The organism is Acinetobacter dispersus, from assembly GCF_009884975.1.
GTDB lineage: Bacteria > Pseudomonadota > Gammaproteobacteria > Pseudomonadales > Moraxellaceae > Acinetobacter > Acinetobacter dispersus.
On the sequence record NZ_CP041970.1, the window covers coordinates 136451 to 163144 of the forward strand.

Annotated in this window: 22 protein-coding genes; 8 read left to right on the forward strand and 14 right to left on the reverse strand. The window is 40.7% G+C overall.

The window, feature by feature from the left end; all coding sequences use genetic code 11:
- Positions 1-3 precede the first annotated feature (3 nt).
- Both FPL17_RS00505 and FPL17_RS00510 read left to right on the forward strand, forming a co-directional pair.
- Positions 4-708: an ABC transporter ATP-binding protein gene (locus FPL17_RS00505; RefSeq protein ID WP_004801429.1), complete on the forward strand. Its 705-nt coding sequence runs from the start codon at positions 4-6 to the stop codon at positions 706-708.
- Positions 705-3188 (forward strand): ABC transporter permease, encoded by a 2484-nt coding sequence (locus tag FPL17_RS00510; protein ID WP_159882478.1) that lies wholly within the window; start codon positions 705-707, stop codon positions 3186-3188. The genes FPL17_RS00505 and FPL17_RS00510 overlap by 4 nt, the downstream gene beginning before the upstream one ends.
- Here FPL17_RS00510 and FPL17_RS00515 read toward each other — a convergent pair.
- Positions 3185-3991, reverse strand: coding sequence for a rhomboid family intramembrane serine protease (locus tag FPL17_RS00515; RefSeq protein WP_159882480.1), 807 nt, complete (start codon positions 3989-3991; stop codon positions 3185-3187). The genes FPL17_RS00510 and FPL17_RS00515 overlap by 4 nt on opposite strands.
- Positions 3992-4063: 72 nt before the next feature.
- On the opposite strand from FPL17_RS00515, the gene mtgA reads away from it, so the two are divergent.
- Positions 4064-4738 carry a monofunctional biosynthetic peptidoglycan transglycosylase gene (mtgA, locus tag FPL17_RS00520; protein WP_005184188.1) on the forward strand — a complete coding sequence of 225 codons (675 nt, stop codon included), beginning with the start codon at positions 4064-4066 and terminating at the stop codon, positions 4736-4738.
- A 113-nt stretch (positions 4739-4851) separates the two neighbouring features.
- On the forward strand, positions 4852-6930 hold the full coding sequence (gene ppk1 / locus FPL17_RS00525) for a polyphosphate kinase 1 (RefSeq protein WP_005184183.1): 2079 nt from the start codon (positions 4852-4854) through the stop codon (positions 6928-6930).
- Between the two features lie 50 nt (positions 6931-6980).
- Here the strand turns inward: ppk1 and FPL17_RS00530 are convergent, their stop codons facing one another.
- Together FPL17_RS00530 and FPL17_RS00535 are read right to left on the reverse strand one after the other, a co-directional pair.
- Positions 6981-8024: an NAD(P)H-dependent flavin oxidoreductase gene (locus FPL17_RS00530; protein ID WP_159882482.1), complete on the reverse strand. Its 1044-nt coding sequence runs from the start codon at positions 8022-8024 to the stop codon at positions 6981-6983.
- A gap of 120 nt (positions 8025-8144) precedes the next feature.
- The gene (locus tag FPL17_RS00535) at positions 8145-8846 is read right to left on the reverse strand and encodes a VIT1/CCC1 transporter family protein (RefSeq protein WP_005184177.1); all 702 of its coding nucleotides are present in this window, start codon (positions 8844-8846) and stop codon (positions 8145-8147) included.
- A gap of 230 nt (positions 8847-9076) precedes the next feature.
- On the opposite strand from FPL17_RS00535, the gene FPL17_RS00540 reads away from it, so the two are divergent.
- Positions 9077-10291: a tetratricopeptide repeat protein gene (locus tag FPL17_RS00540; RefSeq protein ID WP_159882484.1), complete on the forward strand. Its 1215-nt coding sequence runs from the start codon at positions 9077-9079 to the stop codon at positions 10289-10291.
- Positions 10292-10297: 6 nt separating this feature from the next.
- On the opposite strand, the gene FPL17_RS00545 is transcribed toward FPL17_RS00540, so the two are convergent.
- From FPL17_RS00545 to FPL17_RS00585, 9 genes are all read right to left on the reverse strand, one after another.
- On the reverse strand, positions 10298-11188 hold the full coding sequence (locus tag FPL17_RS00545; RefSeq protein WP_159882486.1) for an alpha-amylase family protein: 891 nt from the start codon (positions 11186-11188) through the stop codon (positions 10298-10300).
- Positions 11166-13013 carry a hypothetical protein gene (locus tag FPL17_RS00550; RefSeq protein ID WP_159882488.1) on the reverse strand — a complete coding sequence of 616 codons (1848 nt, stop codon included), beginning with the start codon at positions 13011-13013 and terminating at the stop codon, positions 11166-11168. The genes FPL17_RS00545 and FPL17_RS00550 overlap by 23 nt, the downstream gene beginning before the upstream one ends.
- Positions 13014-14264: a glycosyltransferase family 2 protein gene (locus FPL17_RS00555; protein WP_005184164.1), complete on the reverse strand. Its 1251-nt coding sequence runs from the start codon at positions 14262-14264 to the stop codon at positions 13014-13016. It lies immediately after the preceding gene.
- Positions 14251-15156, reverse strand: a complete 906-nt coding sequence (locus FPL17_RS00560; RefSeq protein ID WP_159882490.1) for a hypothetical protein — start codon at positions 15154-15156, stop codon at positions 14251-14253. Before FPL17_RS00560 ends, FPL17_RS00555 begins: the two co-directional genes overlap by 14 nt.
- Positions 15156-15905, reverse strand: coding sequence for a hypothetical protein (locus tag FPL17_RS00565; protein ID WP_159882492.1), 750 nt, complete (start codon positions 15903-15905; stop codon positions 15156-15158). Before FPL17_RS00565 ends, FPL17_RS00560 begins: the two co-directional genes overlap by 1 nt.
- 186 nt (positions 15906-16091) lie before the next feature.
- Positions 16092-17531: a cryptochrome/photolyase family protein gene (locus tag FPL17_RS00570; RefSeq protein ID WP_159882494.1), complete on the reverse strand. Its 1440-nt coding sequence runs from the start codon at positions 17529-17531 to the stop codon at positions 16092-16094.
- A 117-nt stretch (positions 17532-17648) separates the two neighbouring features.
- Positions 17649-18131, reverse strand: a complete 483-nt coding sequence (locus FPL17_RS00575; protein ID WP_004801387.1) for an FKBP-type peptidyl-prolyl cis-trans isomerase — start codon at positions 18129-18131, stop codon at positions 17649-17651.
- Between the two features lie 125 nt (positions 18132-18256).
- Positions 18257-19543 carry an NAD(P)/FAD-dependent oxidoreductase gene (locus tag FPL17_RS00580; RefSeq protein ID WP_159882496.1) on the reverse strand — a complete coding sequence of 429 codons (1287 nt, stop codon included), beginning with the start codon at positions 19541-19543 and terminating at the stop codon, positions 18257-18259.
- A 93-nt stretch (positions 19544-19636) separates the two neighbouring features.
- Positions 19637-20956: a D-alanyl-D-alanine carboxypeptidase PBP6B gene (locus FPL17_RS00585; protein WP_159882498.1), complete on the reverse strand. Its 1320-nt coding sequence runs from the start codon at positions 20954-20956 to the stop codon at positions 19637-19639.
- A 437-nt stretch (positions 20957-21393) separates the two neighbouring features.
- On the opposite strand from FPL17_RS00585, the gene FPL17_RS00590 reads away from it, so the two are divergent.
- Entirely contained in the window at positions 21394-23097 is a 1704-nt protein-coding gene (locus FPL17_RS00590; RefSeq protein ID WP_159882500.1) for a M61 family metallopeptidase, read from the forward strand.
- A gap of 36 nt (positions 23098-23133) precedes the next feature.
- On the opposite strand, the gene uraH is transcribed toward FPL17_RS00590, so the two are convergent.
- Complete coding sequence (gene uraH / locus FPL17_RS00595) at positions 23134-23538, reverse strand: hydroxyisourate hydrolase (protein WP_151715923.1); 405 nt, start codon at positions 23536-23538, stop codon at positions 23134-23136.
- Between the two features lie 127 nt (positions 23539-23665).
- On the reverse strand, positions 23666-24358 hold the full coding sequence (locus FPL17_RS00600) for an outer membrane protein (RefSeq protein WP_159882502.1): 693 nt from the start codon (positions 24356-24358) through the stop codon (positions 23666-23668).
- A gap of 150 nt (positions 24359-24508) precedes the next feature.
- On the opposite strand from FPL17_RS00600, the gene FPL17_RS00605 reads away from it, so the two are divergent.
- Positions 24509-25192, forward strand: coding sequence for a heavy metal response regulator transcription factor (locus FPL17_RS00605; protein ID WP_005184130.1), 684 nt, complete (start codon positions 24509-24511; stop codon positions 25190-25192).
- On the forward strand, positions 25176-26552 hold the full coding sequence (locus FPL17_RS00610; protein WP_159882504.1) for a heavy metal sensor histidine kinase: 1377 nt from the start codon (positions 25176-25178) through the stop codon (positions 26550-26552). Before FPL17_RS00605 ends, FPL17_RS00610 begins: the two co-directional genes overlap by 17 nt.
- Positions 26553-26694: the final 142 nt, after the last annotated feature.

Below are 26694 nucleotides of genomic sequence, written 5' to 3' on the forward strand. Positions count from 1 at the left end.
ATCATGCCACAACCGATTATCTCTGCCCAAAAAGTTACACAAAATATTCAAATCAATCAGCAAAGTCTCAGCATCTTAAAAGATATTAATTTAGACATCTATCAAGGTGAACAAATTGCCATTACAGGACGTTCAGGTTCAGGAAAATCAACTTTATTAGGTATCCTCGCGACATTGGATCGACCGAGTCTGGGCGAGTTATGGGTTTGTGGAGAAGCTGTTCATACGCTTACTGAAGAACAACGTGCCCGTGTCCGTTTAGAGAATATTGGTTTTGTATTTCAATCTTTTCAGTTGTTACCGCAGTTAAGCGCTTTGGAAAATGTGATGCTGCCGTTACGGTTACAACCCGATTTTAATTTCAAACAGGCAGAACAAAAAGCCTTGGCATGGTTGGAACGGGTCGGACTGATTCGACAAGCGCAGCAAACGCCGAAAGTGCTTTCAGGGGGAGAGCAACAACGTGTTGCGATTGCACGCGCTTTGATTGCCGAGCCGAAAATCATTTTTGCAGATGAACCCACAGGGAATCTGGATGGGCAAACTGCGGAAGAGGTTGAACAACTGTTATTTGATTTAAATAAAGAACTCGGTACAACATTAGTGTTGGTCACTCATGATCAAAACTTGGCTGCACTTTGCCAACGCCATGTCAAACTCGCCGATGGTCAAATTCAGGAAATCGTCAAGTTGCAGGAGGGGGTATGAGTTCAGTCCTGAAGCCCTTACTGTTACAAAGTTTTCGTACAGGGGGCTTATATCTGCTGATTATTGCCTTGTCTTTGGCAATCAGTGCAACCACGGCGCTCAAGTTTAGTAATACCCAAGTTCAAAATGCAGTGGCATTACAAGCTGCCGAAATGCTGGGTGGTGATTTAGTCCTATCAGACAAGGACCCTATTCAGCCGAATTGGCTGCAACAGGCAGATGAACTGAAGTTAAAGCATGCTCCTGTGACCATATTTAGCTCAATGGCACATACCCAAGATCAATTTGTGATGGTGAATGTCAAAGCGGTAGATGCAAATTTTCCCTTGCGTGGTCAGTTGGTGATTCAACCCAAAGCACAGGCGATACAACCAGGAGAAGTCTGGTTAAGTCAGCGGGCGATGGATTTATTGCATGCAAAAATGGGGGAGCCACTGGCAATTGCCGATGGTCAGTTTAAGATCACGGGCATTATTGAACGTGATTCTAACCAAGAGACTGGATTTTCAGGTTTCTCTCCAACGGTGATTATTCACCAAGCTGATATTGCTAAAACCAATGCAGTTCAGGTCGGAAGCCGAATTGAATATCGACTGCTACTTGCGGGTGAGCCTGAGCCAATCAAGGCCTATAAAAACATATTTAAGCAATCTCAGAAAGATGAACAAGGTACGGATCAGGCCGCAGATCAACAGCTTGAAGGTGAGCAAAATTCACTAAAACTCAGAGATGCCAGTCAATCCAATACTCGTTTAATGAAGCCGATTGAAAATATGGACACTTTCTTGCAGCTGGCCAATCTATTGACCATTTTACTTTGTGGTATCGCGATTGCTTTGACCAGTCAGCGTTATGTACAGCAGAATCAAGATCATATTGCATTGATGCGTTGTTTGGGAGCGAGTAAACGACAAATTTTATTGGCCTATATTGCTTTGCTTGGAATTGTAAGTGCCTTGTCGATTGTGTTAGGTAGTTTGATTGGGATTGCTTTGGGCTATGGTTTACTGCAATTGATGTTGCAACTGATTCCACAACTGCAATTAAGCTTCGCAGTCGTCGATCTACTTTACGCCTTACCGATTGCGATTTTTACCAGTGTAATGGTGTTGATTGGCTTTATTTTGCCAAGTATTTGGGAATTATTAAACACACCACCGATTCGAGTGATTCGCCAGCAAGAGCGTTCACGTAAGTCTTATGTGGCAATGTTTGCGATTGGTATTGTCAGTTTAATCATCTTTAGTTTGGTGCTCAGCGATAACTTACAATTAAGCCTGTTGGTGCTCACAGCAATCTTGTTGCTCTGTGTGATTTTGTATGCGGTGATTTGGTTGCTACTCAAAGCGATTAAACAACTGAAGCATCCTTTAGCGGCTTATGTACGGATTCCACACCAAACTGCTTTGCAGATCACCGCACTGGCTTTAGGCTTAAGCTTGATTACGGTATTGAGTGTATTAAGAACCGATTTACTGCAACGTTGGCAACAGCAATTGCCTGTGGGTACGCCGAACCAATTTGTTTATGGTTTACCACCGTTTGATATGCCTCAGTTTAAGCAACAGATTGAACAAAATGGTTGGCAATCAACGCCACTGTATCCAAATATTCGTGGACGTTTACTGAGTAAAAATGGACATGCCTTTTCGCCTGAGTTGGTCAAACAAAACAACTCATTACGTCGTGAGCTCAATCTGACTCAAGCCAGTCTTTATCCTAAAGACAATGTGATTACCAAAGGGGTTGCAAACTTTAGTAAAGCAGGACAAGTATCTGTAGAGGAAAAAACAGCGCATGAGCTTGGCATTCAAATTGGTGATCAGCTCAGTTTTAGTTTGCCTGAAGGGACCTTAGAAGCAACGGTGGTGAATTTACGGACGGTCGAATGGGAAAGTTTTAGTCCGAATTTTTTCTTCATCTTCTCACCCGAAACGATGGATGAAAATGCTGGCAGTTATTTAGGCAGCTTCTATTTACCACCTGCCGATCAGCCGAAAATGGTGCAATTGATTCAGCAATTCTCCAATACAGTCTTTATTGATGTTGGACGTATTCTTGAGGAAGTGAAGCGCTTGATGAATGTGCTCGTACAGATTATCACGGTACTCGCCGCATTGGTTGGCTTCTCTGGTGTATTGGTATTGATTGCCTGTTTGAATGTGCTGATGGATGAGCGTCGTAAAGAAGTCGCTTTATTACGTTCATTTGGTGTTGCCAAGAATAAGCTCAAACGTATGCTCAGTCTTGAGATTGGTTTTATTGGATTGTTGTCAGGTGTGGTGGCATGTTTGTTTGCAGAGGTGATTAGTGCAATCGCAAGTCACAGGATGCAAATGACAGTGCAATGGCATCCTGAAATTTGGTTGATCTTACCGCTGAGCATGATGATTATTTGTACTTTAATCGGTCGTTATCGCCTGAGCTATTTATGCGATATTCCGCCATTACAAAGCTTAAGAGAAATGAATCAGTCTTAAAATGTTGACTGATTCTGGCGCAGGATTTCATGCCATAATGGATTGAGTCCTGTGCTTAAGGCCGTGCAATACCAATAAAATGCAGCAAGTAACAGCAATCCGACACTTAAAGCGATGATCTGGAATAAACCTTTGTTTTGAGTTTTTTGACTGAAATACCATGTTGCAGCTAATAAAGCTCCCATGATCATACCGCCGATATGTGCGGCATTATTAATGCCTGAAACGGTAAAACCAAAGACAAGGTTAATTCCCATAATCATCAGTAATGACTTTTTATCGAGCCAGAAACGCTGTTGTGGCAAAGGCGGAAATAATGAGACCACAGTCAACGCGGCACCAATGCCCATCACTGCGCCTGAGGCCCCAGCACTGATATGTGGAAGCAGTTTAGGATCAAACTGTTGCAACAGTTCATAACCATCACGAATGCTTAAATAACTTGAAAGTTCACTTCCCATGAGGCCTGCAAGAAAATACAGACCAATATAATAGCTTCGTCCAAAGAGTTGTTCGGCAACACTGCCAAAGATATACAGTGCCCACATATTTAGCATTAAATGGATCATGCCAAAGTGGAAAAACATGCTGCTGAATAAACGTTCAGGTTCACCTGTAAAGGTGAGTGGAGTAAAATCTGCACCCCAAGCAATTGCATCTACTGGGGCAGGGTCGGTAATATTCACACCTGAAAGAATTTGCCAGCCAAATAATCCGACATTGACTGCAATCAGTAGCGCAGTAAACCACCATGTTTGTATTTGCAATTTTTGATTGATTTGTGGTGGAGTCGTTTCAGTCATGTGTTTACGCTAGTTATTGATATAAAAAATAGCTTAGCATGAATTTGTTGCACGATGGAGTGATGCACTTTAATGAAAGCCTTTTTAGCACGCGCAGTAATGTTGATTATCGGCGTCATTCTACTGATCCAACTTTGGATCTTTAGTAGTTTGGTCTGGTGGCGGACACACCCTGTTGAAACCACGATGTTTATGCGTTGGGATTATTTAACCGACTTTAAGCCGATTAAACAGGAATGGCGTGACTACGATAATATTAGTGATAATTTCAAACGCGCTATTTTAGCGGGTGAGGATGCCAAATTTATTCATCACCATGGTTTTGATTGGGCTGGAATTCAATTTGCATTGGAACGGAATAGTGAAAAAGGCGAGCTGGTTGCAGGTGGTTCAACCGTTTCGCAACAACTGGCAAAAAACCTATTCTTATATAACAAACGCTCATTCATTCGTAAGGGCCAAGAGGCAGTTGCAACTTGGATGATGGAGCGAATGTGGTCAAAACGCCGCATTTTAGAAGTGTATATGAACTCGGTTGAGTTTGGTCAGAACATCTATGGTGTTGAAGCGGCAGCTCAATTTTATTATGGCAAAAGTTCGAAAAGTTTGACTCGGGAGCAGGCTGCATTTTTGGCTGCATTATTACCAAATCCTAAATATTACCAAGACAATCGCAATGATCGTAAGCTGCAATATCGCAAACGCGTCATCTTGAAATATATGAATGGTATACAACTTCCGCAATAATTCGATGAATTTTAAAAAAAGCCCAAAATTATTGGGCTTTTTTACCAAATTGACATAATTTTGCAGCATACTTAAATCATCACTTGATGAATGATAAAGCGACAAGGTTCGGTATGAATACTGCAGTGACGACAACAGCGCCCATAGAATACAGTTACAACGATCGTTATATTAATCGTGAAATTTCAATTCTCGATTTCCACCTTCGTGTACTTGAGCAGGCCGTCGACCCACTTCACCCCCTTTTAGAACGGATGAACTTCCTGCTGATTTTTTCACGCAATTTAGACGAATTTTTTGAAATTCGCGTTGCGGGAGTGATGGAGCAACTGACTTTAGGTAATGAAAGCCGCACGCCAGATGGTTTAACCCCTAAACAAGTTCTTGATCAAATTTCAAAAACCACGCATGCTGCGATTGAACGTCAATACCGTATTCTCAATGAACAAATCTTGCCAAAACTGCGTGAAGAAGATATCTGCTTCTTGCGTCGTGGGGAATTAACGCCAGCACAATCGGCCTGGATTAAAAAGTATTTCCAAGAGCAAGTTGCCCCTGTACTGACTCCAATTAGTCTTGATCCAGCACACCCATTCCCACGCTTAGTCAACAAAAGCTTAAACTTCATTGTGACCTTGGAAGGGAAAGATGCGTTTGGCCGTCAGATTGATCTTGCGGTTGTACCAGCACCACGCTCATTGCCGCGTGTGGTACGTTTACCTGATGAGTTAACCGATGGCAAAGAACATCATGTAATGTTGTCTGCAATCATTCATGAACATGTCTCGGATTTGTTCCCTGGCATGACGGCAACGGGTTGTTATCAATTCCGTGTCACGCGGAATGCCGATTTAGCCTTGAATGAAGATGTAGAAGATTTAGCCAAAGCGCTCAAAGGTGAGTTAAGTTCACGTCGTTTTGGTCGTGCAGTTCGTCTTGAAGTGACACATAACTGTCCAAAGCATATTTATGAATACTTACTGGATGAGTTTGATCTAAACGAAGAGCAGCTCTATCGTGTTGATGGACCAGTGAACTTAGCGCGTTTATTGTCGAACTTTAAACGTCCACATTTACGCTATGACTCACATACCCCTGTCATTCCAAAAGCATTTAAAAAGTCTGAAAGTATTTTTGCGGCAATGCAGAAGCAGGACATTTTATTGCATCATCCCTTTGAATCATTTGCACCCGTGATTCAACTGTTGCGTGAAGCTGCGCGTGATCCTCAAGTACTGGCGATTAAGCAAACCCTTTACCGTAGCGGTGCCGATTCCGAAATCGTGCAAGTACTTGCCGAAGCAGCACGAAATGGGAAGGAAGTTACAGCAGTGATCGAACTGCGTGCCCGTTTTGATGAAGAGTCTAATATCGAAGTAGCCAACGTCCTGCAAGAAGCGGGTGCAGTGGTGGTGTATGGCATCGTGGGGTATAAAACCCATGCCAAAATGATTTTGGTGGTGCGTCGTGAAAATAATAAACTGGTGCGCTATGTTCATTTGGGGACTGGGAACTACCATGCAACCAATGCCCGCATTTATACAGACTACGGTTTGATGACCACAGACAAAGATTTGTGTGAAGACGTACATCGTATTTTCCAAGAATTAACCGGTATGGGCAAAATGGCAAAGCCGAAAAAGCTATTGCATGCACCATTCACTTTGCATGCACAACTCATTAATTATATTGATGATGAAATTGCCAATGCCAAAGAAGGCAAACCAGCGCAAATTATTATTAAAGTAAATGCCTTAACCGAAGTTCAATTGATCAATAAATTGTATGAAGCTTCGCAGGCAGGTGTGCAGGTTGATCTGATCATTCGTTCTATTTGTTGTTTACGTCCGGGCTTGCCAAATCTGTCGGAAAACATTCGGGTTCGTTCGATTGTTGGACGCTTTTTGGAACATACGCGAGTTTATTATTTCAGTAATAATGGTAATCCACGTATTTATGGTTCGAGCGCGGACTGGATGGATCGTAACTTGTTCAACCGTGTTGAAGCATGTTTCCCGATTGAAGATCCTGCGTTGAAGAAGCGTATCTATCAACTCGGTTTATTGAATTATCTCAAAGATAATCAGCAAGCATGGTTGTTACAGGGTGATGGTGTTTGGGATCGTGCACGACCTGTAGAAGGTGAGGCTCCACACAATGCACAGCATACTTTGCTTGATGCAATTAAATAAGCCCAATAAAAAAACCGACCTGTATAGGTCGGTTTTTTTATTTAAAACATTCAGTTGGTTTTGATTTCTAATACCAATTGATTCACCAGATCAGCTGCTTCCAGTTCTCTGATTTGTCCGACATTGCTACCTGCCCAAAATGCGCCATAACTAAAATCATGTTGTGCGCTTGCGACGGACATGAGTTGTTTCGCTAAATCATAGGTATATGGATAAGCAGGGACTTTGGGGCGATTAGGCGAATCAAGCTGTGTATGCCAAGTCCCCAGTAAACCACGAGCTGGTCGACCAGAGAGGCTTGCACTGATTTGAGTAATGTTTTGGCTAAATAGAGCTTTACGGTAGGCTGCATTTGCACTTGAACTTTTACATTGTACGAAGGCGGTACCGAGTTGCACAGCGACAGCTCCTAATTTAAGTACGGTTTTCGCTTGATCACCATTCATGATTCCACCAGCTGCAATTACGGGCAGTGTGCAATGTTGATTGATAAGTTGTACTAGATCATAGGTTTTAATTGCAGCATCAAAATGTTGATTGAAAATACCACGATGACCACCAGCCTCAATGCCTTGCGCAATAATGATATCAATGCCAGCGGCTTCAATGGCTTGGGCTTCAAGCAAATTGGTCGCAGAGACCATCGTAATAATCCCCGCATCTTTTAGTGCTTGAATTTGATGGGGATGTGGAATTCCAAAATGAAAACTCACCGCTTTAGGACGAGTTTCAAGTACCACATGCAGATAGTCATCATTGTCTAAAAAGCTAGGATAAATGCAATTCAGTTGTGTTGGGGGAGCTGCATTAAACTTCTCAAATTGAGGGCGAATATAATCAATCCATTGTTGTGCCGTTTCAGTATTCAATGCTTCTGATTGATGACAAAAGAAATTCACTTGAAAGGGCTGATCTGTCAGTTCTTGGGTTTTTAAAATCTGAGCTTTGGCTGCTTCTGGTGTATTGGCACCAAGACCTAAGGAACCTAATGCACCTTGATTAGAGACTTCTGCGGCAAGTTCTGGTGTCGAAACGCCTGCCATCGGTGCAAGTAAAATCGGATGTTTTATTTCTAATAATTGTAAAATTGACATGATGCTTTACTCATTCCATTTTTAACCACCTTAACGTAAAAACAAAAAGGCTGGCAAATAATAATCGCTATTTACTTATTGAATATAGAGGTTATTTTTATATTAAAAAAATTCAGCTTTCTATATAGGTGTGACATTAAAGAGTGAGCCGACCCAACTAGAAAATGCCATAGCCAGCATGCCCCATAAAGTAATACGTAAACTCCCTTTGAGCATGGAGGTACGGGCAAAGTAACTAGATAATGCACCCAGCAAGGCCAGTGAAATTACCCCAGTAATGAGTACTGAACGTGCTACCCAAGAACTTGGACTGAGTAAAATTGCCAACATCGGCAGAGCTGCGCCACAAGAGAACGATGCTGCTGAGGATAATGCGGCTTGGACTGGATTGGCTGCGGTATTTTCATGAATACCGATCTCATCACGTGCATGTGCACCAAGTGCATCATGTTCAGTCAGTTGTTTAGCAACCTCATGTGCAAGTTCTGGATTTAGGCCTCGTGAAATATAAATTTGAGTCAATTCTTTGAGTTCAGCATGTGGATTTTTTTCTAGTTCTCTAGCCTCAAATCGGAGATCAGATTTTTCAATGTCTTCTTGAGATTTGACCGAAATGTATTCGCCTGCCGCCATTGAGGTAGCACCAGAAATAAGTCCTGCGATACAAGTAATTAATAAAGTATGTGAACTTGCGCCGCTTGCAGCCATTCCCATAATCAGACTGGTGACGGAAATAATGCCATCATTGGCACCCAAAACAGCCGCGCGTAGCCAGCCAGAACGTTGTATCACATGCGGTTCAGCATGTTGAGAGTAGGACATAATGTGCTCTTTGAAATCGGTTGAACTCAATCATTTATAACGTAGTGAATCATCGGTTATTTGTAAAATTTTATTGATGATTCATAAACTTAATCTATTATAAAATAACTTATTTTAACGATAGCATAACCATGATTTGGTTATAATATGTGAATAATTTAACACTTTAACTTTGGGTTACATTGGCTTTTTATGGCCCATATTGTTGATATTTTTAGTTGAGATCTGCGATGAACAATTCGAAAAATAAGCTGCTGAGTCATACACTATTAATTTTAGGTCTTATCTTACCAGTTCAACATGCATTTAGTGCTGACTCTGATTTTGTCAAAGAAGGGGACGCGGCATATAAACCAGGCTACCTAATTTATGACCGTTGGGACAAGTTTTATAAAATTGAACAAAGCCAGCCTGAACAGGCTGAGAAAATTTTGATTGAGTTAAGTCAACTCACACCACAAGATATCAAGGTTTGGAAAAGTCTGACTTATTTGCAGATTCGCTTAAATAAACAAAATGATGCGATTCAAAGTGTGCGTAAGGCTGAACAGCTTGCACCACATGATGATCAACTGAAATTACAAGAAGCTTATTTACTGAATCAGCAGAAACGAAATAAAGAAGCCTTAGCACTTTTTAAAGGATTATCGACATCTTCAGATGCTGATATTGCTAAAAAAGCGCAACAAGCGGTGCAAAACTTAAGTGGCTCAACTGTACCCTCGACCTTTAAGGATATTTATTTTGCGCCGTCTTATGAATCACGTTATGACGACTTCATTTTCCCTTTAAAAATGCGTTATGGGAAGAATCTTGATAATGGTCGGGCACAGGTCTATGGCTTTGTAAATCTAAACCGGGACACCAAATCTAAGGGTGGGGTCCGTCCTGAAATCATTGATGAAAATGCAGTGACTGTCGGTATCGGCGCAAACTATCAGCCATGGCAGTCGATTCCTATCCGTGCTTATTTAGAAGTTGGTGGCAGTTATGATCTCATTGATCGTAATCGTGACAAATTCCGTGAAAGTATTGTTGGTGGGGTCACAGGCTATCAAGAGTGGTATGCCAATCCTACTGCAGAACAACGCACGGTATGGAATGATTATTTTACTGACTTGTATGGCAATGTCGCGAGCTATTCACGTGAAGATTATAATGTGATTGCTGATTTGAGATTGCGTTCAGGTTTTAATGTTTATCGTGGTGAAGCGGGAACAGTACAAGCCTATGGCAAGCTACATACCTTAGCGGATTCGGAAGGCGAAAATTACAATAATTTATTTGAATATGGTGCTGGCGTTGCTTGGCAACCATTTAACTATATTCCAGTGAAATTACGTGTTGAACGTTTATATGGGCATTATTTCAAAGATGCTTTAGCCGATGGAACTGAAAACTATAACAATACCCGTATTGAACTGGTTTTTTATAAGAGCTTCTAACGAGCATTAATGGGTATTTGCTCCATACCTGAGCTTGTACCACAGTGCGACAGTATAAACCGTCATACGGTTCATATAATGTGGGCCGTCAAAAATATATACTTTTTGCCCTTCATAGCTTTTAAGTTGTTCAATAATTTCCCAAGGATAGGCGGAGCGGAATTTTCCACCTTTCGTTGGGCGGAAAGCTTCTAATACGATGATAATATTATCTTTTCCAAATTCTTTTTGAAGGTCTTCTAAAACGATACGCGCTTGTTGTGGTGAACGGGTTCCGACACCGACACCATCCTGAAAGAATACGCCTGTATGGCTGGGCAACCAGCTTTTTAACCAAGCATCTAAATGCTCTGGTGCTTGTTCACCGCTATAGATACTGATCCAAAGTGGTTTTGGTAAAGTTCGAATCGCTTTGGCAAGATCATTGACACAGATCCAAGTCGGGTCTGCTTCCACCGGAAAGTAATAACCTTTAAGTGGAATGGATTTAGTATTCTCGATGATTTTTTTAGAATTCTCGGCAAGCTGCAATACATTGGAGCGGGCTAACCTTTCATCATATTCTCCAGCTAAGCCTAAAAGCATATGTTGAGCCCATGGATTTTGCTGAAGTTGTTTAAGGTTAATGTTTTTATCCCATCTTTGAAAACCCATTTCATGGTCAAACCACGACTTGGATTGCACTACAGACCATTGAGGAACAAAAGTAGAAACACCGAGCAGATTCCAATTCCCTGAAGGAGGTGTAGTGGCTAAGTCCGGTTGCCAAAACACACCTTCAATCTGTGGAGGTTGTACATCTGCCTTAAGCTGATGAGTACAACCTCCTAAAAACAATAAGGCTGAGAGGCTTAGCGTGATTAACGTTGTTGATTTAGTCAGCCTTATTTTTAGCATTAGGTCGTTTACGCCAGTACCAGAGCAAAATTGCAAGAATCATGATAGCAGAGATTGTAACGACCAAGATAAAGAATGATGATTGCTTAACGAGAGGTGCTTTTTGGTTCCCCACCATAATTTTTTGCAAAACAAAAACTTGACCACTATCTGTGACCAAAATCTTACTGGCATTGTTTGGGATATTTTGTTGGATTTTCTCCCAAAGTTTAGTGAAATTTTGTGCGCCCTGCATTGAATCAGTAATAATATCAAAACGTTGATCATGGAAGCTGACCAAGAAACCATTGGCAGTCGCAGGTGCATAAAGCGTATTTTGATGCATTAACACTTGTTGCCGATAAATATTAGGATTCACTTGTACGTTTAAAAGTTCAGGTTTGTTTGGATCTAATTTCACTAGATTTAAGGGAATTGGATCGTTGGTCATCAGCATTTTCTTGGCGACTTGACTCATGATCATTGCAATTTCCAAACTGCCTGCATTGCCGTCAATGGCAATAGTAGGATGTGTTGCAAAGGTCATTGATAAAGATGCGACACCATTTTTTAATTTATGCGGCAATTTCACCGTCGATTTTTGCGTATCAATCCACAGTGAGCCTTTTGCTGTTGGTAAACACTGTGAATTTACAATCACCGAATTTTCAAGCTTCAAATTGAAGGTTGTATTGTTTGAAATGGTTTTTGCAAAATAGTTGAATTGTCGATTCACTGGATCGGAATCTAAATTGGCTGTTTTTAAGCTTCCAGCAAAGCCGCCATCAATCCATGTGGTAATGTTAGACCCTTCTAATAAACCGCTTTGCACACGGAGTGCGATTTGACCTTGTAAAATATCCGTTGGCTGCCAAACAGCGGGGAAGTTAAGGAAGAGATTTTTTTCAGCTTGATTCAAACGGAAATCACTAATGCCTAAGTCCGCAAGGGTATGGATTTGCTTAATCTTGGCCCAGTTTGGTGTTTCCAGTTTATTTGGAAGAAAGGTTGCTGAGGTATTTAGTTGTTGTAAATAATTGGGATTGAGTAATCCATTAATCGCAGAGACGAGTTTCTCTGGCTGATCATATTGAATTTGTAGGGTTGGAATATCATTTTCCGTACTGATCTGGACCAAAGTACCTTTTGGTAAAGGCGTTGCTGATTTCTTAATTTCAATATAGAAGTTAGGGGCTTGTTCTGCTGGGGCATTTTGTTCATACCACTGAATTGGTGTAACCGATCCCCATGCGCTGATCAGACGTCCTAGCATACTTGCTTCGTTTACATGGGTTGGATCGTATTTTAAGACACCGACAAAGGGCGTTGGACGGACAACCTGAGGATTAAATAAAGCGTCAGGCAAATCTTTTAAGCGATAAATTGGTCTGTGTCGAATGTAGTCAATTTTAGAATTACTTAAATAAGTGACTTGATCGACATCCTCACTACAGAAGGTAGTTCTGTCAGCGGCAGGTGAGGTATTGGGTGAGTACTGCTGTAAAATAAAGTCTAGGCGATGGAAACCACTTTGGGTTGCTGGTATATCAAAGCTTAATGAGCCATCTCCGTTTAAGGTGGTGTTATAAATCAGCTTGTCGTCAAACTTAACCAATAAAGTGGTGAAATGTTCGGTGGAATAATCACTGGTAAAGCGAATATTTTGCCATTCAGAACCTTTGCCTACATAAAAGAAATGCGGTTCAATCGTATATTTATTGGAGGTATTGATATTATCAAACGTCCAAGTATTCAAGGTATCAGCCACAGCAAAGACGGGCAAGGAAAGAGCGACACTTGCAACTAATGCTTTTAGAAATTGATGATGTAATGGGTTATTTTTCATTTATTTTTTCTCCTTGCTACGCTCAGTCTTATACCACTGTAATGAATTGCCTTGGATCTTATTTTTAAGCATGTCATATGCAGCTTTAAACACGATAAATAAGAACACTTGTGAATACGTTACGTAAGATAAAACCGCGAAGAAATATAGTTGAGGTTTGGCTCTTTCTAAAGATAAGGTGAACCACATTTGTGCGACATATAAACAGAAGGATAGGCCCCAAAGTAGAGTAAATGGGCCCGGAACGGTAATCCCTGCAATACCCAATAAGCCTAAAGTTAAAGTGATGTGACTCCAGATCAGTGCGGGTACGAACAGCACATAACACATGATGTTGTTAAAAATTTCTATACCGATTGGGAAGGGTTTTCGTAGTGCAATTGGCAAATATTTACTGGTGACGTAGAAATTCCCTTGTGTCCAGCGTGAGCGTTGTTTTACAAACACACTTAGAGAGGGCGGGTCTTGTTGCCAGCCAACCGCGTACGGCACCCATTTAATCCGTCTTTGCCCAAGAAAAATTCTAAAGCTCATCTCGGTATCATCAACCAAAGATTTTTCATCAAAACCACCTAGCGTTTCTAGAGCATCGCGCCAGATTACGTAATTGGTGCCCATTAAGGTCGACAGTTCAAACCGTTGCCAGCGACCACCTTGGAAAATCCATTGGAAGAAAATAAATTCAATCGCAATAAAACGGGTCAAAATACTGTCACGCCAGTTACGGGTACGCACTTTCCCGTTTACCGCCACTAATTTTTTATCGGCCAGTAAGGTTTGGGCCAATAGACGTACACAGTCGGGTTCAGGCGTACTGTCAGCATCATAGACGACGATCAGTTCTCCCGTGGCATGCGGTAAACCGTTGTTGAGTGTACGAGACTTACCTTTACCACCCATGCCTTTCGGTACATTAACAATTTTAATGCAAGGATAAATAGCAGCCATGCGCTCCGCAATTTCTAAAGTATTGTCTTTAGAGCCATCATTAATCAGCAGAACTTCATAGGCATGTGCAGGATAATCCTGTTGTGCAATCGCATGTAAAGTATCTTCGATTACGACACCTTCGTTATAGGCTGGAATCAAGACACTTAATACGGGCCATCGTTCAGGAACAGGAAGGTTTTCCAGCTCCTTTGCTGCATTTTTAGAATATTTCCATGCCTGAAAGCTCAACCATGCCCAAAAGGCTTGTGGAATCCAGATCCCAAGAAAACCAAATAAGAAAAGAATATCAATTGCGGGCATTTATTCTTCTCCTGCGAATGATAGATATAATCAAAATAAGGAGTAATCCGCCGCCAAGTAATAAAGAAATCCAGGAAATAGAACTTCCGAACGTACTGAGTAAACTCGGATAATGCGCTGAATAGATATAGTCGAGTGGAATGACCACTGTACTCAGTCCGATTAGAATATAGCCGAATAAACTGGTTTCAACGCCGTCTGTAGTACTGGTAAATTGGGTGCGATTCAAATCCCATGAGATCCCCAGTTTAGGATATTCAATGGTATTTAAGGGCATACCCAATGGTGGGTTAATCACAACTTGATAACCTGAACTTTGTGATGGGTCGGTAATTGCTTGATAGAAATAATGTTGATGATGCTGAATTTTGCGGGCAGGGATACGTAGTTCAGTTGGGCTGTCTGATTGGATAATGTAGCTGCCAGCAGGCTGAGCAATCAGGTTTTCATCCCAGCCTGTTTCAATCAATGCCGCTAAAGGACGTAAGCCAATGGCGGTGGAAAAAGTTGCTTTAGCCGCAAAATACTTTGCATGAGCCATTTGATAGAAGGCGACAGGAATTGCACCATCATTGACGGCTTTTTTAATTTTATAATATTTAACCGCGCTAAAATATTCGTTCGGCAGGATTACACCCGGTTTGATCCCTCGTTCAATCAGTTGCTTGAAACTTTCAGAATCTAGTTGGTCTGAAGTGAATACAGGCCACCATGTTGCAGGTTGTGGAAATAGTTGTGCAACGGTTTGAGGTGCTTCAGTCTGCGTAGTTAATTCTGTTTTTGCTGTTTCAATTTTGCAGTGATAATACTGCTGATAAAATTGCTGCAACGTCGTATCAGGAATGTTACTGGTTGCGACCAGAACACCACAGATATTGAGTAATACTGACATCAGCGCACCTCTCGACTGGAAGGTGTTAAGTATTCAGTATGTTGCTCAATATGCAGTTTGAGTACAGTGAGTTCTTGAAGATCTTGAATGAAGTGTGGATAGATCTGATGTTCATCAACGCTCGGTTCGTGAATGACAATACTTTTAATTTCACTCAGTTCTTCGTTAATGAAATGGTAAATCACACTCTCTCTTTCATTTGAAAGAATCGCCATAATTTTATTCTGGGTTTCTTTCCAAATGTCTTCGCCCAGCATTTCACGAATTAGTACGGTATTATTGATATGAGTGCTAATAATTTTATAGTGATCTTTATGCGTGAGCTGCAATAGCTTTTTTAATTCGCCTTGGAAATGTTTTAAGGCGGTCAGCGGTAAGATATCGTGTTGATAATTACGATCATAACTTTGGATTGCACGAAAGCTTTTTAAGGCATTTTGAATATTATGACGTATTGCACTTAAAAAGATTGGGGTAATCGGTAGCACGAACAATAACAACAGTTGACGTTCCACATAGGTTTGATTGGCCAAATCAAGAAAGAAATAGACTGCAACGCCCACAAATGTGATCAAACCGAGGACTAATGCCATGCCGACATTTAAAAAAGCCCCAGAAATTAACAGAATGAGCAGAAACACCCAACTACCGCGATAACTGGCTGGAAGCCACTCATATGCGACGATGCCCATAAAAATTTGAGCGGAAATAATCCACAAGACGAGTGCTGGAGCTGGATTTTTTTGCATAATAATTTTAGTTTTAATAAATGTCTTTTGTGACCAAGGTAGCATTATTTTACGATTATTACGACAGTTTTTCTGTTGTTTGCTTTGTAAAATAATTTTATAAACAGTAACATACAGTATAGTCTGTATTTCAAAAGAATAAAAAGTATCCTATTTTAGAAGTTTATTTAATTTCTGTAAGCTTTGTTAATGCGATTTGAATGCTTCGATTGCACGTAAGCGACTGGCCTTTAAATCCACCATGGGCTCAGGATAATCCAGTGTTGAAGGCTGATTTCTAGCATATGGTTCATGAATCATTTTGTTATCAAGATGGGCCAGTTCTGGAACCCATTTACGGATATATTCACCTTCAGGATCAAACTTCTGTGATTGAGTTATCGGATTAAACACACGGAAATAAGGAACAGCATCTGTTCCTGTAGAAGCGCACCATTGCCATCCACCATTATTGGCAGCCAAGTCACCATCAATCAGGTGCTGCATAAACCATTGTTCACCTTTCCGCCAGTCGATGAGGAGGTTCTTGCTTAGGAACATGGCACAGATCATACGTACCCGATTATGCATCCATCCCGTGGCTAACATTTGCCGCATACCTGCATCAATAATGGGGATGCCTGTTTGTCCATGTTGCCATTTTTTTAAAGCAATAGAATCTTCGCGCCAGTTGATCTTTTGGGTCTGGGATTGAAAGGGCTGATGTTTGGAGACTTTGGGGAAATCAAACAAGATGTGTTGATAAAACTCACGCCAAAGTAGTTCATCCAACCATGTTTGTTGGCCTTCGGACTGAATCTCAAAATGTCCATGTTGCTGTCTAAAGAGTGCTTGTATGCATTGGCGAATCGAAATAATGCCAATATTTAAATAGGCTGAAAGCTGACTGGTGCCAGATAGCGCAGGTAAATCCCGTGCTGTTTTATAGTCAGTTAAGCGTTCATCAATAAATTGATCTAAGAGCATGAGTGCATGTGCTTCTCCAACTTGCCATTGGCTAAAGTTGGTATCTTGGATTTGTTTTATATAGTCGCGTTGTAATGTTTGGATGTCATCTTGTTGAAAGGCGGATATATCCAGCGACAGTGGTTGTTGCTTTGTTGGGGAAGGATAACATTGGGGTAAACCGTGCTGTAAACGTTGATAGCAGGTTTTCTTAAATGCACCAAAAACCTGATAGGGCGAGTTTGATTGATTGCGGATGGAGGCAACTGGAAATAAAGTTCGATCATGGAAAAGGATCAATTCTTTTTTATATTGATTGAGTTGCTGGTGTACAGCCTGATCTCGTTTGAGTTCATTGATGCCAAGTTCGATATTGGCATATATATTTTCAATATTAAGTTTTTGAATTAAATGTAAAAAGAAGTCAGGAATATCTTTCCAAAACGGAATGGTTTGAACCAGCACGGGAATATTTAGGTCTGCAAGTTGCTGTTTAAGTTGTTGTAATTGACGTAAATAAAATTCGATTTTAATCGCTGCATCGTCGTGTTGCTGCCACTGCGAAGGGGACAAAACGACAAGTGCAATTGTAGGGCCTGCTTGAGTCGCATGCCAAAGCGCTGCATGATCAAGGATTCTTAAATCTTGGCGAAACCAAATCAGTTGATAGGTCTGAGACATAGCTGTGGATTAAAATCGAAAGTTGAATAACGTTAAGCGATTTTCCGATTTTGGAAAAGTACTTGGCAATAAAAAAGCAAAGCCGAAGCTTTGCTTTTTCCATCTAATTCAAAAGAATTAGTGGTGGTGACCACCTGCACCGTGAACGTGACCATGATCTAATTCTTCTTGAGAAGCATCACGGATTTCTACGATTTCTACTTCAAAAGTAAGATCTTGGCCAGCAAGTGGGAAGTTCGCATCAACGATGATGTTGTCGCCTTCAATCGCTTTAACAGTTACGATTTGAACGCCATCATCAGTTTGAGCTTGGAATTGCATACCAGGTTGGATGTTGTCCACACCTTGGAACATTTGAGCTGGAACTTCTTGAACGAGGTCTGGGTTGTATTCGCCATAACCTTCAGCAGCTGGAACGTTTACAGTGAATTTTTCGCCTACAGTTTTACCTGTAAGTGCATTTTCTAAACCAGGAATGATGTTGCCTGCGCCGTGCAAATATGCAAGTGGTTCACCTTGAGATTGATCAAGTGTTTCACCCTCAGCGTTTGTTAAAGTGTAGTGGAATGAAACCACGTGGTTAAGTGCAATAGCAGTCATGTTTTGAATCCATGTCATCAATAGTTTTAGCTGTATATCATAAAGTGAAAAATAGATTTTGTTGACTATTTTCCACTTTTTGAAACGATTTAGTTAAATATTGAGACGAAATATCAAATTTCAACTCAATACAGTTTAATTTTTGGACGTACGCGACGTGTCAGAAAATCTTTCATGGTGAGCATACCTGCTTGGGTATAGCCATGAATATTGGCTTGATGCAATCGGTATAACGATACATACATGGTTTTTGCAATAAAGCCCTGTACGCTAACATCACCCAACAACTCGCCTACAGCTTGATTATGGCTTAATGAGACCAGAGATCCTTTCTCATTAAAGCTAAACATGGGTTGTGGAGAACCTGACAGACGTGCTGCCATTGCATCGACCAGAAATGTTGCTTGCTGACTTGCCACTTGTGCACGTGGACCTAGAGGAGGCTGACGCGCATCTAATTGACAGTTGGCGCAATCACCAAAGGCAAATACATTGGGATCAGAATAAGTCTGTAGTGTTGCATACACCATTAAACGATTAATCTTGTCACGTTTAAAATCAGTAAATGATTCTAAAACTTTCGGTGCTTTGACGCCTGCTGCCCAAACCGTAATATCTGAGTGCAAGACGTTGCCATTACTAAAGTAGACATTTGATTCATCGACTTTTTGCACTTTATGTTGGGTCAGAATTTCAATGCCCATTTTCTTGAGTTGCTTGGCACTATGTGCAGCCGTTTTTTCAGTCAGTGCAGGGAGAATGCGATCAGAAGCTTCAATTAGGGTAATTTTGACCTGCTTCGGATCAATTTTCTTTAAACCATAACGGTAAAAGTTTTTCGTGGTTTCAATCAGTTCTGCCGCCAGCTCCACACCTGTTGCACCAGCCCCAACGATACCAATATTTAGAGCGCGTTCGGTAGGTTGGTTTTGTGCTTCGATATAAAGGTGAAATAAATCTTGTTGGAAGATGTCTGCTTGTTGACGGCTATCAAGGAAATGACAATGTTCGCGCACACCTTCTGTACCAAAGTCATTCGATACCGAACCTACGGCTAGCACAAGTGTATCGTAGCTGAGGTTCTGGGTGAGTGGGGTGTGTTCTTTAGAAAGTTGCGGGGGAGAAAGCGTAATTTGTTTTTGATCTTTGTTTACATCGATTAAGGTTCCAAGTACGAACTCAAAATGATGTTTTTCTGCGTGAGCAAAATAATTGGTTTGTTCTTCGTGAGGATTTAGCGAGCCAGCAGCAATTTCATGTAGGAGAGGCTTCCAAATGTGAGTGAGGTTTTGATCGACTAGCGTAATTCTTGCTTTCTGTCTTTTACCAAAACGTTCACCTAGTTGTGTCGCAAGTTCTAAACCACCTGCGCCACCGCCCACAATCACGATATGATGTAAGGTTTTGCTCATGATTAACCTAATTGTTTTTGTGAAAGGATGGCTGGATTATGCCATCCTTTTTTCAACAATGTATGTGTAATCTTGATAAAAATAGTTGGTTTTTTACCCTTGATTTACTGGATAAAGTTTGGCAGCTTTACTATCACTGGTAGAGAAAAAAGAGAACAGGTTAGAAAACCAAATCATAATTTTCTGGAAAATATTGGCTTCTTCAATCTGCACATCATTCTCAATTTGTAAACTACGAATCAACTGATTATTTTGATAAATCGATACCGTTGCCAGATTCATGACTTGTGTCAAAGGGGCAGTTAAATGCTGTTCATTGAGCTGAATATTGATATGTGTATTGGTGGTTTGTAGCGGTTCAACGGTCGTGACCTGTTGGTTTGCATCGATCAAATGAATACGTTGTGTCAATAAATCAAAGCTATTTAAATCAATTGGCGTTGCTTGGCCGTAAAGTGAGGTGGTCACAATCGTGGGCTGCTGTGTTTCCACTTTAAACATTTTCAAGGTTGATTTAATTACAGGAAGTTCTGCAATTAATCTTTGTTTTGGAATAACTTCTTCGTCACGGGTATAGGTATAAGCCAAGTTCATGAGTTTATGCGCCACTTCAGCACGTTTTACTGCGCTAGGTGTACCTAATACCACAACAATCAAACGACGCTTTTCAACATGCGGGTTAAACGTCGGACGCTCTGCTGTTAATGCAAGATTGTAGCCTGCTGCTTTGGTATAACCCGTTTTTAGGCCATCTGCTGTTGGATCCATTTTTAAAGCAAGATTGGTTGCATGATGGAAGCGTTGGTTATAACTAAAACTTGGCATTTTTGAATAATATAAATATTCAGGTGTTTCTTTCACAATCGCTTTTGCAAGTAGGCTTAAATCTGCAGCTGTTGAATAGTGATCGGTCATGGTAATCCCAGCAGGGTTGCTGAAATGTGTATCTTTCATCCCAAGAGCTTGTGCTTCTTGGTTCATACGAGCAACGAACTGTGGCACACCGCCTGAAATTTTTTCAGCAAGGGTGACTGCCGCATCATTGGCAGACATCACAATTAAACCTGCCAACAGTTGATCCACAGAAATCTGTTCGCCAGCTTTCAGGTACATCTGTGACTCATCCCACATCACTGTACTGACCACAGGTGTAGCAGTCAGTACTTCTTCTTTACGTAATTTACCCGCTTCGATCTCTTTTAATGCGATATAGGCAACCATCATTTTGGTTAAAGACGCTGGAGCACGTTGAACGTGGCTATTGTGTTCAGCAATGATTTGTCCTGATTGAGCATCAATCACCGACCATGCTTGTGCTTCAACTGTTTCAGGTGCGATGTTCAGTAAATTTGCATGTGCAAGGTTTGCACAGACGAGACTAAACAACGTAAAGAGGGAGAGGAGAAATTTCACGTGAATACCTTGTATTGCCGATCCGATGGCCCAGAATGCGAGACAAGAATGCTATGACTTTTTTGTTGAAGAATCTAGGGGCTATTGACAATTTATATATGAATTGCGTTGTAGGCTAAAAAATCATCAGACGAGGCGTGGAACGCAGGGAATGGCTATTCCCTTGCCAAGTTTCATAACGAAGTATGAGGATATTTTAGCCACAACCCTTTGGGACAGGAGCATTTTTTGTCGCTACTACGTTATGCCTTGTTCATTTAGAATGACTAAATTTCACAAGACATGCCTTGTATCGCCTAAAAAACATCCGCTGTCGCAACCATAGATAAAGTGACAATAGCCCCTAAACTTTTGCTGACAATTACGACATCTACGCATGACTTTGTAAAAAAATGCTAAGCTGTGTGAAATTGTTCCTATTTCCATGATTAAAAATTATGTTGCACTACCAAATTGAGTTCGACGATTATCGCCAGCACCTGATTCATGTCACACTTCGTTTTCTTGCAAATCCCAATCAAGAACTTTGGCTACCGACTTGGATTCCCGGTAGTTATTTGATTCGAGAATTCTCAAAACATATCGAGTCAGTAAAAGCATCAGATGAAGCTGGACGTTTACTAACGATTAAAAAAACTGAAAAAAATCGTTGGCGTTTATTCAATACCGATCACGAACTGATTACGGTTGAATACGATGTCTATGCCTATGATTTGTCTGTACGTGGCGCCTATGTCGATCAAACACGGTTATATGTTAATCCTGCATGTGTTTGTTTAGGGCTGATAGATCAAGAACAAGCAGCATGTGAGCTTGAACTATTCTTACCTGATGAATTAAAACATTTTCAAATCGCAACAGGTTTGCCTTCAAAAAGCTTGGTAAAGGGGCGTTTCACCTTAAAAGCAGAAAACTATGATCAACTGATTGATAGTCCATTTGAATTGGCAGAGCAAAGTCGTTTTAGCTTTGAAGCCGACGGTATTCCGCATGAGTTTGTAATCTCTGGGAAGCACACGACCAACTTGTCGCGTTTAGAGGCGGACATTCAAAAGATCTGCCAGACTGAAATCAACATGTTTGGTTCAGCACCATTCCAAAACTATACCTTTATGACCATGGCCACAGGCAATAGTTATGGCGGTTTGGAACACTGCAACAGTACCAGTTTAATTACACCACGTGATGATTTACCGAAGGCAGATGAAACAGAAGAACCTTCTAAAGATTATCAACGCTTCTTAGGTCTATGCAGCCATGAGTATTTTCATTCATGGTTAGTGAAATTTATTCGTCCTGAAAATTTTGCTAATTATGATTTGCATAAAGAAGCCTATACCAGCTTACTTTGGATTTTTGAAGGTTTTACTTCTTATTACGATGATTTGATTTTATTGCGCAGTGGTGTGATTTCGCAGAAGTCTTATCTAGAATTACTGAAAGCGCAAATTGATCGTTACTTACAAAATCCAGGACGTTTGATTCAATCGGTTTCAGAGTCGAGTTTTGATGCATGGATTAAGTTCTATCGTCAGGATGAAAACTCAAATAATGCAGGCACCAGTTACTATAACAAAGGCAGTTTAGTGGCACTTTGTCTTGATTTGGGCTTACGTTTGCGTGGATCCAACTTAGATGCTTTGATGCGTCGTTTGTATGAAAATACCCAAAACGGCATTCAGGTCAATGATCGCACCATTTTTGAATTATGTCATGAATTGACAGGTGATAACTGGATCGAGCAAATCAATCATTTGATTAATACCACGGATGAATTACCACTCGATCAACTATTCCCTGAATTTGGTTTAAGTTATAGCGTCAAAGATGATAAGGCTTTGCCTTTTGGCTTAAAAGTCGTTGATAAAGCGGAAGGTGTGGTGGTGCAACAGCTTCGTCGTGACAGTGCCGCAGCTCAAGCGGGCTTGTCGGCGAATGATGTCATTATCGCGATTGATGGTATCAAAGCATCAGAAAAACTTTTAGCGAAGTATGCAAAGCAACAAGGCAGCTTTACGGTTTATGCATTCCGTCGCGATGAGTTATTACAACTGGAACTGCAAGCGGGTGAAAACACACTGACAACAGTTGAGCTCAAAGTTGCAGACCAGCAAAAAGTTGACCGTTGGTTGAAGGGTTAGAACTTGATAAAAAGGACGCTATGAGCGTCCTTTTTATTAGCTGCCTCGATAAGTCGAATAACCATAGGGGCTGAGCAGTAATGGAATGTGATAGTGCGGTAAGGTTCCATCAACTTCAAAAATAACAGGAATTTCAGGAAAAAAGCTGCTTTGCTTTTGCACTTTATACCAGTCACCTGTTTTAAACGTCACTTTATAAATACCCGACTTTAATTGCTGTTGCGTCGGATAAAGGGCAGTAATTCGTCCATTCTGATCAGTTTTGGCCTGATTGATTTCGATCCACTGGTTTTTTTGTTGTGCTTCGAGCACAACGGTGACATCAGCAGCAGGTAGACCATTTTGCTGATTGAGAACATGCACACTCAATGGATTGGGTGCTGCTGCAAACAAGCTGCTTGAAGCCGATAGTGCGGCGATGGCGAATAGATTTTTATACATAACAATATTCCACCTTTCTTGATCAATGTTTTCGTGTGTATTGCCATCAGTTGTGGTGAGGGCAATGCATGGGCATGAGATAGGAGCGCAAAAAAGCACTGTTGATCAGTGCTTTTTTAATGCTGTTTTAGAATGAATATCTTGCGCCTAGATAGAACTCGCTTGAATATAGATGTGCTTTCATTTGCTCATCTTGCAAACTACGCGCATTGGCAAAGTTATTTAACCCGCTATCGGCTTTACCCAAGTCTATATAACGGTAGCCCAAATCAAGCTTAAGGTTATCAATTGCTTTATAACTAGTCCCTGCACCAATGCTATACACCAGTTGGGTTTCGGTATTTGAAAGGTATTGGCGAGAGGAATTACCTTGCCAGCCAGAAGATTCGGTACGTGCAACACCTAATCCAAGATTTCCGTATACAGCGACATTTTGCATGACTTCAAAATCACGATAAGCATTTAACATTAAACGTTGTGTATCGACTTTATGATGATTGAGGCTGGTTGGAAAGTTGCTTGAACCACTGGTAAATTCAGCATTATTTTTAAAGGTATATTCACCTTCAGTACGCCAACCATTGCCAAAGTCATAGCCGAAACCCAATGAGGTATTGGTTAAATCTTTTTTATCTTTACCCGCGATAAATTGACCAATCCCTGGGCGTAAGCTGGTTTCCATATTGTCGGCTTGCAGCTTAGCAGCGGCAACTTTTGCAGAGATATAATAACCTGCATCATTTACGTCCTGAGCGTAACTTAGGGATACAGCAGTCAGTAAAACAGATGAAACCGCGAAACGAGTGAGTAGCTTGTCCATATTCAATTTTCCAAAATCAGTAGAGGAATGTTTGGTGATAAAAATCTTTATTTCCTCAGAACATGGTAGGAAGAAAAAAATCTTGGCGTGATGACAATTGGATTACCGATTTGTAATCTTGGCAATGAATAAACAAGGTTAAGATGTGGGATGCATATTTTAATTGTCGAAGATGAATCTAAAATCGCGCAGTTTTTAGCGAAAGGATTAAATGAATCAGGTTATACCTGTGCTATTGCAAAAGATGGCATAGAAGCATTGTCACGCTTGCAACGAGAGGCATTTGATTTACTGATTTTGGATGTGATGTTGCCACAATTGGACGGTTGGCAAGTTTTGCAAACATTACGCACTTTTTCGAAAATGCCAGTTTTAATGCTAACTGCAAAAGATCATGTTCTGGATCGAGTAAAAGGTTTGGAGCTTGGGGCCGATGATTATTTAATTAAACCATTTTCTTATGTGGAACTATTGGCAAGAATCAAAAGCCTGTTACGCCGTGTACCGAATGTAGAAAAAGAAATTTATCAAATTTCAAACTTAAGCTTAAACCGACTCAGTCGGGAAGTGTATCGTGCTGATACTAAAATTGATTTAACTGCCAAAGAGTTTGTGTTGTTACAGTTGTTGATTCAACATCGTGGTGAAGTACTGACACGAACGCAAATTGCCTCAATGGTTTGGAATATTAATTTTGATACGGATACCAACGTGGTGGATGTTGCGATACGCCGATTAAGAGCAAAGATTGATGATCATTTTGTTCCCAAGTTAATTTATACCGTCAGGGGCATGGGCTATAAGGTTGATTTAAAAGATGGCAATAATGAATAGACTGTCATTGGCTTCCCGCTTAAGTATTGCCTTTAGCTTAATTTCCTGCGTCGTTTTTATCAGTATTGGCGGTTTGTCTTATCAAAATTTTCGTGAAATGGTCTATACCCAGCAAGATAAGGCCTTGGCTGCTCGGATTAAACGAATGGAAGTTTTTTTGACCGATGCACATACTGTTCAGATATTGGGGAAATATCCTAAACTTTATGAAAATATGGTGGGGCATGAGGACAGTATTTTTATTGTCAAAGAATCAGCGCGGGATATCATTAGGATTAATCCATTACAGATCAAAATCCCTGAACTGAATTATTCAAATAAAATTCAGTATCGTAATAATACAGTTGAGCATCCAAGTACACGCTTTGCATTTCAATCCATCCAATATGGTCATAAGCAGTATCAATTGATTGCAGGACAACAATGGGATGGGGCGAATCAGATCCTGAGTCAATATTTTTGGAAAGTCTTGTTTTATAGCGGTCTAGGCATTTTGTTGTCCAGTCTTCTAGGATTTATGGTGGGACATTATTTATTCCGTTCCATGCGTAGTTTGATTGCCGAGACCAGTAAAATTAATGTGCAAAAACTGAATCATCGTATTGAAGTTGAATCCACCAATATTGAAGTTCAGCAACTGAGTCAGGCAATGAATGAAATGCTGGATAAAATTCAGCAGGATTATCAGAAACTGGCGCAATTTTCAGAAGATATTGCACATGAACTGAGAACACCACTGAATAATTTAATGGGACAAACTCAGATTCTATTGTCACAACCCCGTAAAACAGAAGAATTAGAAAATTTATTATATTCGCATTTGGAAGAGTATGAACGACTTACCAAAATGATCGAAAGCATGCTGTTTATTGCACGTTCTGAACATGATGAACAGGTGCTTGAGAAAAAGTCAGTCAATGTCAAACAGCTGATGAGGAATGTTATTGATTATTTTGATTGTTTGATTGAAGAACATCAGATGACGCTCCAACTGGATGTCATGGATGATTTCAATATCATGGCGAATGAGGCATTAATTCAGCGTGCGATTGCGAATTTAATCAGTAATGCCATTTTACATGGCCGAGCACATGGTGTGATTGCAGTAGCGGTAAAGCAACGTGATTTAAACTGTGTCATGACGATTGTGACAGAAGGCGTTTTTATTGATGAAAAGCATTTGCCTTATTTATTCGACCGGTTTTATCAGGTCGATGAAAGTCGACATCAAAAAGCACAAACAGGTGGTCTGGGTTTGGCTATTGTGAGCTCAATTATGCAGTTACATGCAGGTTCAACTGAGGTCGAAAATCGATTTGAAGGGGTGGCGTTTAAATTGATCTTACCACTAAAGAATTAACGTAATCTTCATCAAGCTCTGTCAAAATAGGGTTCATGCTTAAGCAATATGGATATTTGTTTGCTAAATGATCAATTCAGTACGTTCATTTAAAGTTGGCAGTGGTTTGTATTTGAAAAGACATAACTTGACCTCATATATA

Excerpts from the sequence above, each read along its gene's own strand:
- FPL17_RS00505 (WP_004801429.1), top strand. The coding sequence starts at position 4 with ATGCCACAACCGATTATCTCTGCCCAAAAAGTTACACAAAATATTCAA.
- FPL17_RS00510 (WP_159882478.1), top strand. The coding sequence starts at position 705 with ATGAGTTCAGTCCTGAAGCCCTTACTGTTACAAAGTTTTCGTACAGGG.
- FPL17_RS00515 (WP_159882480.1), bottom strand. The coding sequence starts at position 3,991 with ATGACTGAAACGACTCCACCACAAATCAATCAAAAATTGCAAATACAA.
- mtgA (WP_005184188.1), top strand. The coding sequence starts at position 4,064 with ATGAAAGCCTTTTTAGCACGCGCAGTAATGTTGATTATCGGCGTCATT.
- ppk1 (WP_005184183.1), top strand. The coding sequence starts at position 4,852 with ATGAATACTGCAGTGACGACAACAGCGCCCATAGAATACAGTTACAAC.
- FPL17_RS00530 (WP_159882482.1), bottom strand. The coding sequence starts at position 8,024 with ATGTCAATTTTACAATTATTAGAAATAAAACATCCGATTTTACTTGCA.
- FPL17_RS00535 (WP_005184177.1), bottom strand. The coding sequence starts at position 8,846 with ATGTCCTACTCTCAACATGCTGAACCGCATGTGATACAACGTTCTGGC.
- FPL17_RS00540 (WP_159882484.1), top strand. The coding sequence starts at position 9,077 with ATGAACAATTCGAAAAATAAGCTGCTGAGTCATACACTATTAATTTTA.
- FPL17_RS00545 (WP_159882486.1), bottom strand. The coding sequence starts at position 11,188 with ATGCTAAAAATAAGGCTGACTAAATCAACAACGTTAATCACGCTAAGC.
- FPL17_RS00550 (WP_159882488.1), bottom strand. The coding sequence starts at position 13,013 with ATGAAAAATAACCCATTACATCATCAATTTCTAAAAGCATTAGTTGCA.
- FPL17_RS00555 (WP_005184164.1), bottom strand. The coding sequence starts at position 14,264 with ATGCCCGCAATTGATATTCTTTTCTTATTTGGTTTTCTTGGGATCTGG.
- FPL17_RS00560 (WP_159882490.1), bottom strand. The coding sequence starts at position 15,156 with ATGTCAGTATTACTCAATATCTGTGGTGTTCTGGTCGCAACCAGTAAC.
- FPL17_RS00565 (WP_159882492.1), bottom strand. The coding sequence starts at position 15,905 with ATGCAAAAAAATCCAGCTCCAGCACTCGTCTTGTGGATTATTTCCGCT.
- FPL17_RS00570 (WP_159882494.1), bottom strand. The coding sequence starts at position 17,531 with ATGTCTCAGACCTATCAACTGATTTGGTTTCGCCAAGATTTAAGAATC.
- FPL17_RS00575 (WP_004801387.1), bottom strand. The coding sequence starts at position 18,131 with ATGACTGCTATTGCACTTAACCACGTGGTTTCATTCCACTACACTTTA.
- FPL17_RS00580 (WP_159882496.1), bottom strand. The coding sequence starts at position 19,543 with ATGAGCAAAACCTTACATCATATCGTGATTGTGGGCGGTGGCGCAGGT.
- FPL17_RS00590 (WP_159882500.1), top strand. The coding sequence starts at position 21,394 with ATGTTGCACTACCAAATTGAGTTCGACGATTATCGCCAGCACCTGATT.
- uraH (WP_151715923.1), bottom strand. The coding sequence starts at position 23,538 with ATGTATAAAAATCTATTCGCCATCGCCGCACTATCGGCTTCAAGCAGC.
- FPL17_RS00600 (WP_159882502.1), bottom strand. The coding sequence starts at position 24,358 with ATGGACAAGCTACTCACTCGTTTCGCGGTTTCATCTGTTTTACTGACT.
- FPL17_RS00605 (WP_005184130.1), top strand. The coding sequence starts at position 24,509 with ATGCATATTTTAATTGTCGAAGATGAATCTAAAATCGCGCAGTTTTTA.
- FPL17_RS00610 (WP_159882504.1), top strand. The coding sequence starts at position 25,176 with ATGGCAATAATGAATAGACTGTCATTGGCTTCCCGCTTAAGTATTGCC.